Below are 12,940 nucleotides of genomic sequence, written 5' to 3'. Positions count from 1 at the left end.
GCTGGCGGTGGAAGTCCGCTGGGTGCTCGAGCACCGACAACCTTGAGGGTCGGCAGATCTCTGGTAATTTGGAGAAAGTGAGAGAAGTAATGACAGGGAAAAACTGTCATAAAACAACAGATTACAATAACCGTTTGTGTTTTGCCACCGTAATGTTAGTAGCGATCACAATAATAATCAATATATTGACTACATCGGTAGTTATTATGTCAACAAAACAACCAGCCAAAGATCTATCATCATGCCGACTGGTCTCTGAGCAAGGCTCACGGATTGTTTCTAGTGACGGCGTCATCACTGATGACGCAATTATGACAATGAACGGTCGTAACGTTGCTTACAATGCCGCGATAAAAAAGTGCTTGGAGGTGGTGGGTGAGTAAAACCGAAACAGGTGTGATAACAGACGCTTACTATAGCCGACCAGAGTGGTCATATTCGTCAATGAAGTTGATTCTCGATCACGGCATCGATTATGCAGTTGCCGCTAAACGTGGAGACCTGCCAGACCTAGACAGCAAGGCTATCGACTTAGGACAGCTAGTTCACATGCTGGTACTCGGCGGCGAGGATCAATTCGCCATCAGCCCGTTTGAAAACTTCTATTCGAAAGAATCCAAGATGTGGCGCGATGAGCAGAAAGCCGACGGCAAACACATTATCACTCTAGGCATGTTCAAGGCTGCTGATCAGATTTTGAAAAATATCGAGAATCATCCGTTGGCGAAGCAATACATTTTTGCCAAAGGCGCAACCTTTGAGCACGAAATGTATGCTCGAACGGCCGATGGCGTAGATATGAAAGGTAAGGCTGATGTACTGATTCGCACTAATGAATCGGCCATGATAACCGATCTGAAGACTACCGCAAAGTTCGACAAGTTTTTCAAAACTGCGCAGTCAATGCACTACGATTTGCAGTCAGCGGTTTACACGCTAGTGACGGCATCAAGCCTAGAGCTAGACCCGGCCCTAGTCAAGTTTGCCTACTGCGTGGTTGAAACCGTCGCACCATACCGCGTGCAGTTCATGATTGCCGGCATCGACTTTGTTGAAGCTGGCGAACGCAAGCTGCGTACGTGTGTTGACGAAATCATAAAGTTTGGCGACAGCGAGCCGAATTTTCTCATCGAGGAGGTGAGGGAGCTGGGCGACTGGAGCCTGTAAAAGAAAGGAGAATATGAAAGTCTTTAATAGTTTAGACCCGACCGAAAAACCATCAATCCTGATGGTTGTGTATGGCGAGGGCGGCGTTGGTAAAACAACGTTTGCAGCCACCGCACCACGACCGATTATCGCTGACTGCGAAAACGGTAGTAAATACTTCGGACTTCGCGGCATCGCGGCCGACGTGGCGCTGATCGAAAAGTGGGACGATATGCAGGAGTTCATGCAAATTGCACTCACTGAAGACTACGACACGGTAATCATCGACCCGATTGGCGAGCTGATGGAGAAGTTGATCGCCTACATGCGAAATAGAGCCGACAGCAAATTAGTACAGCGTGACGGCAATCCGACAATGGCGGGCTGGGGTTGGCTGAAGTCAACCATGCGGACGTTTTTGAAAACCATGCGAGATAGCGGTAAGCACATCGTTATCGTGGCTCACGTTCAGGAGAAAGACGACGACGGCCGCATCATTAAACGTCCGATGGTCGCCACAAGGCTATCTGAGGAGCTGGTCAATCTGGTAGATATCGTCGGCTACATGACGACGATCAATGATACCGAAACTGGCGATACCAAGCGATTGATTATCGTTGATCCGGCCAGCGACAAATACGTCGCAAAAGACCGCACCGGCCGACTGGGACGTTACATCGAACCAGACTTCACGAAAATCGTTGATGGCGTAAGAGGCGACGCTGAGTACGTGTGGATTGCACCAGCGCCGACATTGGCAAGCCGAGAGCAGATTGAAGCGGCTGCCAAACCAACCATTCCAAGCTCACGCGTCGAAATGACAGACGCTCGCTTGGGTAAATCTGAAGCAGACAGGAAATAAAGGAGGACACATGTCACAACTACAAGAATACGTCGCTTCGCAGGTCGCTACGATATCGCCGTTCAAAATCAAATCGCAAGAGCTTTTGGAACAAGCCAAAGCTAAAGAAGTAACCGACGACGCCACCGCCAAAGAGGCAGTTGCAATTCGCAAGTCAATCACCTCGCACCGTACTGAAGTTAAAAACGTACGGTTGGCGATCACTCGCAACTTTGACAGCGTCAAGTCACAATTCATCGACGCTGAAAAGGATGTACTCGCGCCAGCTGAAGAGGCGCTGGAGAACATCAGCCAAAAGATTCTGGCTTATCAGGAAGAACAGGAGCGATTGGCAAAAGAAGAGGCGGCACGCGTTGACGCTATTTGCGCCAAGTTTGCCACCAACGCTAAATCACTACGCAGCCAGAAAGCCTGCGACGAGCGAGGCGCTGAATTGAAGCAGACATTCGCTGAGTTACCTGAAGCTGATCAGAACCACGCTGAAATCAAGCTGGCATTCACCAAAGCCATTAACGAGTTGCTGACACGCAAAGACGAATTGACGACCGCTGAGCGCGACGAAGCCGAGGCTGCGAAACTGGCAGCACAGCGTAAACGCGAGCAAGAGATTGCTGAGGCTGAAGCAGCCAAAGCTGCTAAGACGCAGAAGCCGGCCGTCAAATCTGGCATTAAAACCAAAACGGTATTCACGGTCACTAATCCTGAATTAGTGCCGCGCTATCTCTGCGAGCCGAGCGACAAGCTAATCCGCGAAGCCATCGCTAATGGATTGCGTGAAATCCCAGGCGTGGAGATTCGCGAGGAAAAGAGTTTCTAAACATGGCAGCAATCAACACAGTAACTCTAATCGGTCGCGTTGTCCGAGATGTTGAAGTCAAAACGACGAATAGCGGCAAGTCCGTAGCCTCATTCGCACTAGCGGTTGACGGCTACGGCAAAGATGCCGACGCTAGTTTCATCGATTGCGTAGCCTGGAATAAAGCGGCCGAATTGCTAGCAGAGTACGCACCGAAAGGCAAGCAAATTGGTATAACTGGACGCTTGCAAACCAGAATCTGGGAGAAAGACGACATCAAGCGTAAAGCCACTGAAGTCATCATCGACCAGTTCCAGTTTTTGAGCGACGCAAAGGGTAGCGGCAATAACGCCGCGCCAGCCACAGAGCGATACGCCGAAGACGACGCTAAAGCGGCAGGCACAACGACCAACCAAGCGGCTAAACCAGTCGAGGATGTCGACCTCGGCACGCCGATTGATCTCAGCGAAATACCATTTTAGGAGGGCTGCATGGATCAAAAATTAGCAACACGAATTATCTGCGAAGTTCTTTTCGAAAAATCTTCAGAAGATCTGGATGAGCTAATGCTCGACCTTCAAATTAACGACGAACCGCTCGTAAGATTTTGCGAACAATTCGATCTTGGGAATTGGTTCTACGATCAGATGACATTGCTAGATATCGACATTGTTGATGAGGTGTCTGTCATTGCTGATGAGCACCGCAGAGCTGAGCAAGACGAATTGCAAGAAATCGAGATACTCCACAGGGGACTACAAAGTCAGGGTACATTATGAGTAGTTTAGATGATTATGAGCTCAAATATGAAAAGCCTAGGTGGCGTAGATTCAATACTAAAGCCAACCGAACTAAATTAGCGAAAGCTAAAGAGCAAGAAAAACAATTAAAAAAGGAGAAGCAAATGAAAACTTCAAAAATTGAAACAATTAAAACAATCGTAATCACCGCGCTGGTCACAGGCATAATCACCTTTATCGCCGGCACCATCTACGCGAACAATGTCCACAACCAGGTTAAAAACGAGGCTACGAATATTGTTCGAAACGTCAAGGTTGAAACGCAAGTCCAACCGTCAAAACAGTAGCGACGGTCAAGCAGCAGCCGTCGCTAGAACAAAGTGCTGTACACATTAACAATCAGGCAGGACAGGTATTACCAACTTCCGATCGCTACCCTCAAGGATGCGAGATTTACCGGAAGTTGGTAGCACAACACGACTGGGATGTTCGTATTATGTTGGCGATTATGCAAGCAGAGAGCGGCTGCAATCCAGCCGCTACTGGTGACAAGTCGCTAACATTTCAACACAACGGTCGCACTTATGGCTATTCAGTGTCGCTATTGCAGGTAAGGATTTTACCTGGACGTGAACACTGTGATAGCCACGACCCGACTACAAATATCTCTTGTGCTTACCAAATTTGGAAGAAGCAAGGTTATGAGGCGTGGTCAGTTTATACAAATGGAAAGTATTTAAGATACTTATGAAACTAAAGTTGGTTCCTCAAAGCTGCGGGTAGTATCGCAATTTTAGGATAGCTTTATCAAAGCGCCTAGTACCTTTTTGACGCTATCCGCACCTCTGGTGGGTGTAAATAGTAAGAGCCCGCAGCTTTGAGGAACCAACGATAACAATAATTCAGGAGAGAAGCGTGAAACTGTTAGAATTTTTAGTTAGTAAAATACGCGATTGGCGGGCTCGGCAATCGCACGAAAAGTTAGCAGATGAAGCTATGTGCAGGCAGCTGGACAGGCTGACCGAAGATGGGTATTTAGATAAATTCTCAGGAGGCAGCCGTGGATAGCAAAATGAAAAAAGCGGCAGATGCTATAGGTTATCTGATCGGCGGAATATTGGTTTCACTAGCTGGAATCGCTATCATAGCTAGCTTTGTCAGATTAATAATGTGGATCGTGGGGCTGTAAAAATGGGAATACTTACATCATTCACAATTCCGCATATGGTCTGGATTAGTGAGCAGGCGTATAGATTGGTCAACGCTGACATTGACGGTAAACGATTCAATCTTCGGTATGAGAGCATACCTGGCCTAAACAAAAGCGAGCTTGAGTTTAGTATTGGATTTGAAACATTTGGTCTTACACCTCGAGCTGAAGATGTTGAACGAGAATTCACCGAGCGGCTTGAGTTGCTTGGCGGTACGATCGAGGATCCAAATGACTAAAAAAGCACTTCGTAAAAAACAGCGTCGCAAGCGCAAGAAACTGGAGGCTACATAATGTCTCTGATGAATTGCACATTTACCGTTCGCTGGAGCGACGAGAAGAATAAGCCGCACGCGAAAACCTACGCTACCGAACCAGCCGCCAAGAAGGCCAAGAAATGGCTGCTCGAGCACGGCATTCGGAACGTAGACATTGCGGTCAAGATAAATAATAAGTCAGCTGGCAGTCTAAAAGACGACAAACCGTCTGAGACTGAGGCTGAGCAGAAAGGATTTTGGTGGGAGAAGTGAGCAGTATCGTTTCGCTAACCAAGCAGCAGATCGCTGTATATAAAATGGCGCAGAAGCCAACACCACAAAATAAGGTTCTGGAGAATGTCAGACTGGAGGTTGTCGAGCAGGAGAAGGGTGTATATAAAGCCACGCTCATCGCTACAGACGGCTATAAGCTGATCCACCGCGAGGTCGATGCAGAGCCTGGCGCAAAAGCCTGCTCAATGAACATTCCGCAGAGTGTGCTCGTTGCCGCTGATAAAGTCATGAAGACTGACTTTGACCGAGCGTATGTTCATGACGGCAAAATTATTGTTCGCACAAATCCGTACGGCGAAATGGTGCCAATCGATGAGAGTTTTCCGATTAAAGCCGAGATTCCATTCCAAGAGCAAACCGAGCTGCGCTTTCCAGAGACACGCCCGTTCGTTGAGCAAAAAAGTTCAGAGGCGTTTCCCATAAAGTCTGTTGTGGTCAATCCTAAACTGCTTATCGAGGCACTGCGACAGTTCAAGCAGAGCGATGGCATGATGGGCGGCGTAGTCATTCACGTCGGCAAATATGATGAGCCAATCTTGATAAAGTCCTCGCCAGATTATGCTTGGGACGGAAACGAGATTGTGGCTGGCGTTGCGCCGATAAAATCTGACGACGCATAAACGCAGCTTGCCATTGACTCGTCAGGCATAGATAAAAGCTAAATATGTATCTACAGGAAGTAGAAGGCGGATAAAGATGTCAGTAACAAGATTTAAGGTTGGCGATAAAGTCAGGGTTCGTGAAGGTGCTGTCACTCATAAGTATTGCGACAACGTGTATATCGGCACTGATATAGCAAAACCAGGCAGTGAAGTATCCACGGTCGTCTTTGCAGGCAAAGATATTTATAAACTTGAAGGTGACAATAATTCGTGGTGGAAAGGTGAAATGCTCGAGCTAATAGAAAAAACCCTGCACGATCTTTGTGCTGGTGACTTTGTTAGGGACATGATTGGTACCAAAAAGATTTTAGCGAAGGTAGATGGTTGTTATTTGTTGAGCGCTTATGAAGAGTATACCAACGCAGGCTCCTGGTATACAGTTAGTGACCTTAAAAACCTTGGCTATAGTTTTGTCGAACTGAACACTCCAGAGCCTACCATCGAAATCGATGGCAAAAAGTATAAAAAGGCTGATGTTGAGAAGGCAATCAAAGACCTAGAGCCGATTGAATAGGCAACCACCATTGACCTAAGCAAGTCATTAAACTACTCAATCGGGTACAAATCGTACCCAGTAGAACATTAACAATTCAACCGCATAACTGGATAGACAATTGTAAATCAGATGGTAGAGCCGTGTTGCAACACGTACGCGTCGGTGGTTCGAGCCCACCCAATTGTCTATTCAACTGGACAGATGATATGCACAGGAAGACCTTGCTGTTTATGAGCTAGCCCACCCAGCGTATAAACAGAGAGCAAATAGTGAAACGTTGTGAGTCGGTTCTTCAATATTCGCACCGCAGTGCAACGTGTATCGTCTGTTCAACTGGTAGCATAAAAATCGGGTGCTAAAGTATTGTCGGGTTAGTAGCGGAATAAACCGCGAATTGCCTTTAAGACTAACGCTAAGAGCGGGGATCGAAGGTCCATTATGCTATCAACTGGCAACATCATCAAGAACAAATTAACCATATTAGTGCTTTACGAATGGTGTTGTCAATTGGCTGTATAAGCAGTGAACTAGCAGTCGCTAGTCGCTCATCGCAGTAAGTGTTTTCTAGTAGCATTAGCTGGTAACGGGCAGATGTTGGCTAAGTCCCGTGTGAGTTTTTCCTAGCTGCTTATATGGCCAACCAGTTATGCGGTTGAGTTAAATTAAAAGGAGAATTATATGTTAGGACCGCTAGGGACTTTATGGAATGTAGCCCCAACAAGAATGAGGTTAGAGTTGGCTCTTAGCCTTATGGTAGAAATACTTAAGGTTGCAAAAAATCATCGTATGGAGGTTACCTTTGATGATGGCAAATATGAAATTATACTTAATAAATTGGATTAACTTGCGTATCTATAAATAAGCGAGAATAAAACAACAGGGGTGACGTCACTAAATATTTTGCCTTGTATAAATAAAGAAAGGAGTTAAAAAATGGTTACACTGTACACGTTCGATCTTTGCAAGCAGTTGCACGAGCTCAAGCCTTGGTGGACACCAGAGGATAGATTGTTCATCAGGCGAGAGGGTGAGCTGCCAGGGGTTGTTAAAGGCGTCAGTTTTGCTAGGTCTCTTGATCAAGCGCCGAGATTTACGATTGACTATTTGCTAGAGAAGCTACCGAACCGCATTCTTGATGGATTCGACTACGGCATGTTGACGCTCTCCGCTCGGCAAGGATCGTTCAGATATGGTTGGGTGGCGTCTTACGACAACGACGCAGGCTATCCGATAGGCGACATATGCGGCGTTGCAGAAACTGCACTGGACGCGTTGCTAGAGCTGGCTATCGAGATGATCAAGAGAGAGGAGATCTAACCATGTGGCCGTCATGCGAAAAATGCGGCAGGCTCTGCGTGAGGTTTGACGACAAGCTGTGTGTATTCCATAAAGCTGATCGCGGCGACTACAGCAGGTCAAGACGCGGCACTCGCCGTAAAAAAGCCAAGCGGGTCGAGGCGGAGGACGTGTTGGGGAAAAGACCCGATCAACCAACGATCAACGAAAATAGCAGAGGTGAAAATGATGAAAAGCAGTAATAAATCAATCAACAGTCAACGAAAGTCGATTTCCAAAGACGCTGTCGTTGCTTTTCTGAGTCTGCTAGTTTTTACCCTACTGCTTGGCTTTAGCTCCAGTATAAGCAACTACGATTTTGACAAGCACTCTGAGTTGTCGGCTCGTTGTAGGTCTATGGGTGGAGAAATGGGCAATGGTAAATGTTTTAAGGACGGAAAGGAAATCTAAATGAAAATCATAGCAGAAAATCCAGCTGAAGAAGCCCTGTTGTGGCGCATTAAAGCCCTGAGTGACGAGCTGGTCAATCAAGACAATCGATCCACTGATATGCCGATGTGGACGATCCTAGATAATAACAAAGCCGGCAAAGATTATGGCGCGGTCATGTACTTTACTGGCAAAGCCGCCGAGCAGCACATCGAGGAAAACGATCATCATTACGAGAATCCAACGACATGCATTCGTAGCGCTCACGACAACCGAGAGCTGAAAGATGTTATTCACCTACTTATTCTAGCTGGCGGCAATGAAATACCAAGTAACCATTATGGGGTTTTGAGAGATGCGTGAAATAAAGTTCAGAGTCTGGGATAACCTAGAAAAGGCTTATCTTAAAGAAGAAGACATAGGTATAGACAATCTGGGCAATGTATTTATATTTGAGGGATATGATAACAATGACGCTGACTTGTGGTATGCGCGAATTTTGTTAGACCCAGACAATGAGCGATATGTCATTGAGCAGGCTACAGGAATGAAAGACGAAAATGGCAACGAAATATTCGTTAATGACATCGTTGAGATGCATTATTTTGAACAGTATGCTGGTCCCGGTGAAGTCGAGAAAACTGTTACGGGAGTGGTTAGCAAAGACTCTATTGGTTGTTTCACTCGGGTAGGAGACAAAAAGTATTATTGGCTTCATTACCTAGAGGACGCTGAATATTATGGAGATACCAAATACAATGAAGAGCTTGAATTATTAGGCAATATCCACGAAAACCCTGAGTTACTGGAGGAGGAGAAATGAATGACCTAAAGCTACCAGGCGACCCTCGCTCGCTGTCATGCAACGACGGACACGACCTGTGCTATTGCGCTGGCCGTCCAGAGTGCCACAATTGCGGCCAACCGCTATGGGACGGCTACATTAAAGAGCCGCTAGACCACAGCGACTACAACCACAACCACACAGCATGCTGCGACCTAGTTTTAAGCCATTTTACCTACGACGACTGGGAAGTAGGCGACGATGACAAGTTGCGGATGCACGATTATGTTTTGGTTATCTATCCAGATGTGGAGACTGGCAACAAAATTAACATCGTCTGCCAGATTGTAGAGATGTGTGGCGTGGGACTACCGGCGCTTAGAGTCTTAGAGACTGGCGATAGGACAAGCATCATGGGGGTATATATTACAAAATGCCGCCTGGTGCGAATTAAGAAGCCGGAGGAAAAATGAAAACTACCCCAACAACCATACTTGACGCTTGTTGCGGCGGCCGCATGTTTTACTTTGAAAAAGACCATCCAAATATTCTGTACATAGATCGCCGCCGCGAAACTATCGAGATGAAAGATAGAGACAAAATCAGGACACTAGAAATCAACCCAGACTTTGTTTTGGATTTTACAGACATGAAGTTTCCCGATGAGTGTTTTAATTTCGTTGTCTTCGATCCGCCCCACCTCATCAACTGCGGCAAGAATAGCTGGCTTGCCAAGAAATACGGCAAATTAGACAAAGACACCTGGCAAGAAACTTTAAGTAAAGGCTTGAGCGAATGCCTGCGCGTCGTAAAGCCTGGTTGCGTCGTCGCTATGAAATGGAGCGAGCACGACATTAAAACCACTGAATTACTAAAGATATTACCTCAAAAACCAGCCTTCGGCGATAAATCTGGAATGACGCGGTGGCTGTTTTTTGTGAAAGGAGTTGAAAATGACAGATAAAGAATTAGAAAAAAGCCTAGGACGCATTAATCATATAGCTAATATATGTTACACGGTAATCATAATTTTGTTTACAGCGGCTATGGTGGCAATATTCTTAATAGGCAGTAAGTTAATATAGCAATGTCTATTCCTATATCGAGGAGCGTGACTGATGAAGCGTAAGATCAAAGGGCGCAACTACAAAACGCCAACACCTAGAGTTTACAGGTTGAAAGAAACTCGCACTACACAATTTATCCGCAAACAGCTGATAAATAAGAATGGAGCAATCTGTTCACTCTGCGACAAGCCGATTGAGACAATGAAAGATTGTACGATTGATCATATCATTCCAATTAGTAAAGGTGGCTTGACAACAATCGAGAATTGCCAGTTGGCACATAGAAGTTGCAATATAAGTAAAGGTAATAGGGAGGCTTGGAATGGGGCTAGTTAGAAATATCAAGGAGGCGGCTGACGTACGTAAGCGAGAGCGAGACATATTGACGTCGAAATGCACAATAAAAATCGGCGACAGAGTGGCGTTCGCTCGAAATATTGATAAAGATGGCAGAGTAGTAGTGGGTGTAGTTGTTGGATATAAGAATGGTGTGTTCGTGGTTAAATACGATCCGCAACTCATCGTCGGCAATACTATTCAGTATTTTACTAGAAAATCTTATGAGCTGACTTTAGTTCATGACATGGATAAATCAAGCTAGCTAAAACATAATGGGCGTAAACGTCAATAATATGTGTGCGCCTAAAAGGTTGACTGAGGCGGTGGCGAATTACGTGCCGCCTCTTTTATGTTATAATAGCCCTAGGAATTGCGGATCGAAAGAGCCGCTTTTTTATTTGGAGAAATTATCATGGCAACCAGAAAAATGATGCGCAGGAACAGGCGAAGTAGCAAGCAGGCTAATCGCAAAAACTCGAAGCAGCAGCTGCGCGGGATTGTTAAGGATAAGCAAAAAAAGCCACCTGTCAAGCTGTCAAAACAGCCTGAACAACCAGAACCAGGACAGCCAACGAAATATAAGCCAGAGTATTGTCAGCAACTCATTGACTATTTTTCAATCGAGCCACTAGAAATTATTAGAGAACAGGAGATAGTCGGCACCGAGGGCGGCAAATACGTCTCGCGCCGCCTGCCGCAACGTTTCCCATGGTTTGAAGGCTTTGCCAGAAAAATTGGCGTTCACCGCAATACACTGAAGAACTGGTGTGCTGAACATCCAGAATTCGCTGAAGCCTACGAAACTGCCAAGGATTTACAGCGCGAGTTCATCGTTGACGTGGCTTTGAGCGGTGCTGCGCCACCAAGTTTTGCTATCTTTACTATGAAAAATGTCTGCGGCTGGCGGGACGAGCGAGACTTGAAGCTGAAAAAAGCGAAAGAGGAAGGCGATATTGATGACGACGAGCTCAAGGCAGCCATCTTTGAATAATCTCACCAGAGCGGATATTCTGCGGCTTTGCGACAAGTATTGGGATACTGACCGCGACAAGCTACGCCGCTATCTACTGGCGATATTCAAGCGGCGGGAGAATATTCACCTTTTCGGCTGGTTCATCGCACGGCCGTATTTTCCACTAGAAACGCCGCCGTTTCACAAAGAGATATTAGACCTGATCAGCAACAAGGACAATCGGCGAGTTGGCGTTATTGCACCCCGTGGTCATGCTAAATCAACCACAGTAGATATGACATACCCGTTGTGGGCTGGTTGTTTTAAGCAGGAAGAGTTCGTGGTGATAATCAGCGATACCTACACTCAGGCAGCTGAGTTCATCAACGCATTGAAAGATGAGTTTGAACACAATCCGAAAATCAAGTGGCTATTCGGCGACATGAAGGGTGACGATTGGCAAGATGGTGAGTTTGTGTTGAGCAACGGCATTAAATATGCTGCCAAAGGTTCTGGTATGAAAATCCGTGGTATTCGCCATCGACACACCCGACCGACGCTGATGATATTTGACGACATTGAGAACGACGAGAATATTAAGAGTGCTGAGCAACGTCAAAAGCTCTATCATTGGTTTACCAAGGCGGCCATACCAGCACTGGCAAGAGGCGGGCGGGCTGTTATAATCGGTACGATTCTTCACTTTGACAGCCTCGTAAATAAGGTGATGAAACAGCAAGACGTGTTTAAGAGTTGGCAAACGCGGGTGTTTTACGCAATCACCACGGAAGAGGACGGTACAGAGCGGGCTTTGTGGCCAGAGCACCGCAGCCTGGAAAAGCTGAGGGCTATGCGAGATGACCCGAGCGATCAAGAGTTCGTTGGCAGCATTGCTTTTGCGCAGGAGTATCAGCACAAGCCGTTCAGCGAAGAGGATGCTATCATCAAGCCTGATTGGATTAAAGAATGTGAGCCGAGCCAGGTGCCAGATAAGCATGCACGGCTGGCGAGGGTGCTGACAATCGACCCTGCCGCCAGTGAACGCCAGACGGCCGACCCAACCGCTATGGGTGTCGCTGACCTGTACACTGATGGAAATGTCTACATACGTGCGATACGCAACCAACGAACCTCGCCGAGTGTTACTGCTGATACGGTAAGGGAGCTTGATGAAATATACAAACCGCAGGTGGTTGGTATAGAGGAGGGCGCGCTGGGGCTGGTGTTTCGGGATTTGCTGGCGGGACTACCTGTTATTGGCTTGAAGCCCGACAAAGACAAGGTACGGCGACTGCTGGCCGTGAGCCGATTCTTTGAGGCTGGTAGGATATACATCGTCAAGGATATTCAGAATGGGCAGGCGTTACGCGAGCAGCTGATTGAATTCCCGAAAGGTACTCATGATGATATGGTGGACATGGTGGTTTATGCGATACGGTTGCTGCTGGTGGAGGGAGCAGGTCAGGACTCTGACGGGTTTGATGAGAGCGGGGCGTATCATGAAAAAAGAAGCGCAGACGACGATGACAAAGAAGATTGGTCAGATGATGATTATGTGGTATAATCAAGCTAGAAATTGCGGTTATCACAGCCGCATTTTTCTTTTGGTC

19 protein-coding genes are annotated in these 12,940 nt (G+C 46.7%); all 19 read left to right on the top strand.

Going from position 1 to position 12,940, the window contains the following annotated elements:
• Positions 1 to 375 precede the first annotated feature (375 nt).
• The 19 genes from FBF26_01620 to FBF26_01530 all read left to right on the top strand — a co-directional run bounded on the left by FBF26_01620 (position 376) and on the right by FBF26_01530 (position 12,894).
• Positions 376 to 1,167, top strand: coding sequence for a hypothetical protein (locus tag FBF26_01620; GenBank protein ID QJU09963.1), 792 nt, complete (start codon positions 376 to 378; stop codon positions 1,165 to 1,167).
• A 13-nt stretch (positions 1,168 to 1,180) separates the two neighbouring features.
• A complete protein-coding gene (locus tag FBF26_01615) occupies positions 1,181 to 2,008 on the top strand; it encodes an ATP-binding protein (GenBank protein QJU09962.1) in 828 nt (275 codons plus the stop codon).
• Positions 2,009 to 2,018: 10 nt separating this feature from the next.
• A complete protein-coding gene (locus tag FBF26_01610; protein ID QJU09961.1) occupies positions 2,019 to 2,825 on the top strand; it encodes a hypothetical protein in 807 nt (268 codons plus the stop codon).
• A gap of 2 nt (positions 2,826 to 2,827) precedes the next feature.
• Entirely contained in the window at positions 2,828 to 3,286 is a 459-nt protein-coding gene (locus tag FBF26_01605; protein ID QJU09960.1) for a single-stranded DNA-binding protein, read from the top strand.
• 9 nt (positions 3,287 to 3,295) lie between these two features.
• Positions 3,296 to 3,583 carry a hypothetical protein gene (locus tag FBF26_01600; GenBank protein QJU09959.1) on the top strand — a complete coding sequence of 96 codons (288 nt, stop codon included), beginning with the start codon at positions 3,296 to 3,298 and terminating at the stop codon, positions 3,581 to 3,583.
• Positions 3,580 to 3,891: a hypothetical protein gene (locus FBF26_01595; GenBank protein QJU09958.1), complete on the top strand. Its 312-nt coding sequence runs from the start codon at positions 3,580 to 3,582 to the stop codon at positions 3,889 to 3,891. Before FBF26_01600 ends, FBF26_01595 begins: the two co-directional genes overlap by 4 nt.
• An 844-nt stretch (positions 3,892 to 4,735) precedes the next feature.
• The gene (locus FBF26_01590; protein ID QJU09957.1) at positions 4,736 to 4,993 is read left to right on the top strand and encodes a hypothetical protein; all 258 of its coding nucleotides are present in this window, start codon (positions 4,736 to 4,738) and stop codon (positions 4,991 to 4,993) included.
• 63 nt (positions 4,994 to 5,056) lie between these two features.
• Positions 5,057 to 5,284 carry a hypothetical protein gene (locus FBF26_01585; protein QJU09956.1) on the top strand — a complete coding sequence of 76 codons (228 nt, stop codon included), beginning with the start codon at positions 5,057 to 5,059 and terminating at the stop codon, positions 5,282 to 5,284.
• Entirely contained in the window at positions 5,281 to 5,925 is a 645-nt protein-coding gene (locus tag FBF26_01580) for a hypothetical protein (protein ID QJU09955.1), read from the top strand. The genes FBF26_01585 and FBF26_01580 overlap by 4 nt, the downstream gene beginning before the upstream one ends.
• A 76-nt stretch (positions 5,926 to 6,001) precedes the next feature.
• Positions 6,002 to 6,481 carry a hypothetical protein gene (locus FBF26_01575; protein ID QJU09954.1) on the top strand — a complete coding sequence of 160 codons (480 nt, stop codon included), beginning with the start codon at positions 6,002 to 6,004 and terminating at the stop codon, positions 6,479 to 6,481.
• A 915-nt stretch (positions 6,482 to 7,396) separates the two neighbouring features.
• Positions 7,397 to 7,780: a hypothetical protein gene (locus FBF26_01570; protein ID QJU09953.1), complete on the top strand. Its 384-nt coding sequence runs from the start codon at positions 7,397 to 7,399 to the stop codon at positions 7,778 to 7,780.
• A gap of 429 nt (positions 7,781 to 8,209) precedes the next feature.
• Positions 8,210 to 8,551: a hypothetical protein gene (locus FBF26_01565; protein ID QJU09952.1), complete on the top strand. Its 342-nt coding sequence runs from the start codon at positions 8,210 to 8,212 to the stop codon at positions 8,549 to 8,551.
• The gene (locus tag FBF26_01560) at positions 8,544 to 9,011 is read left to right on the top strand and encodes a hypothetical protein (protein ID QJU09951.1); all 468 of its coding nucleotides are present in this window, start codon (positions 8,544 to 8,546) and stop codon (positions 9,009 to 9,011) included. The genes FBF26_01565 and FBF26_01560 overlap by 8 nt, the downstream gene beginning before the upstream one ends.
• Complete coding sequence (locus tag FBF26_01555) at positions 9,008 to 9,445, top strand: hypothetical protein (protein QJU09950.1); 438 nt, start codon at positions 9,008 to 9,010, stop codon at positions 9,443 to 9,445. The genes FBF26_01560 and FBF26_01555 overlap by 4 nt, the downstream gene beginning before the upstream one ends.
• The gene (locus tag FBF26_01550; GenBank protein ID QJU09949.1) at positions 9,442 to 9,936 is read left to right on the top strand and encodes a class I SAM-dependent methyltransferase; all 495 of its coding nucleotides are present in this window, start codon (positions 9,442 to 9,444) and stop codon (positions 9,934 to 9,936) included. Before FBF26_01555 ends, FBF26_01550 begins: the two co-directional genes overlap by 4 nt.
• A gap of 154 nt (positions 9,937 to 10,090) precedes the next feature.
• Complete coding sequence (locus FBF26_01545; protein ID QJU09948.1) at positions 10,091 to 10,375, top strand: HNH endonuclease; 285 nt, start codon at positions 10,091 to 10,093, stop codon at positions 10,373 to 10,375.
• Positions 10,362 to 10,640: a hypothetical protein gene (locus tag FBF26_01540; GenBank protein QJU09947.1), complete on the top strand. Its 279-nt coding sequence runs from the start codon at positions 10,362 to 10,364 to the stop codon at positions 10,638 to 10,640. The genes FBF26_01545 and FBF26_01540 overlap by 14 nt, the downstream gene beginning before the upstream one ends.
• A 150-nt stretch (positions 10,641 to 10,790) precedes the next feature.
• Complete coding sequence (locus FBF26_01535; GenBank protein QJU09946.1) at positions 10,791 to 11,369, top strand: hypothetical protein; 579 nt, start codon at positions 10,791 to 10,793, stop codon at positions 11,367 to 11,369.
• Complete coding sequence (locus FBF26_01530) at positions 11,335 to 12,894, top strand: hypothetical protein (protein QJU09945.1); 1,560 nt, start codon at positions 11,335 to 11,337, stop codon at positions 12,892 to 12,894. The genes FBF26_01535 and FBF26_01530 overlap by 35 nt, the downstream gene beginning before the upstream one ends.
• The last annotated feature ends 46 nt before the right edge of the window (positions 12,895 to 12,940 follow it).

The organism is Candidatus Saccharibacteria bacterium oral taxon 488 (assembly GCA_013100825.1).
In the GTDB taxonomy this organism is placed as follows: Bacteria; Patescibacteriota; Saccharimonadia; order Saccharimonadales; family Saccharimonadaceae; genus Nanosynbacter.
This window is presented reverse-complemented; position numbering and strand designations above follow the sequence as displayed.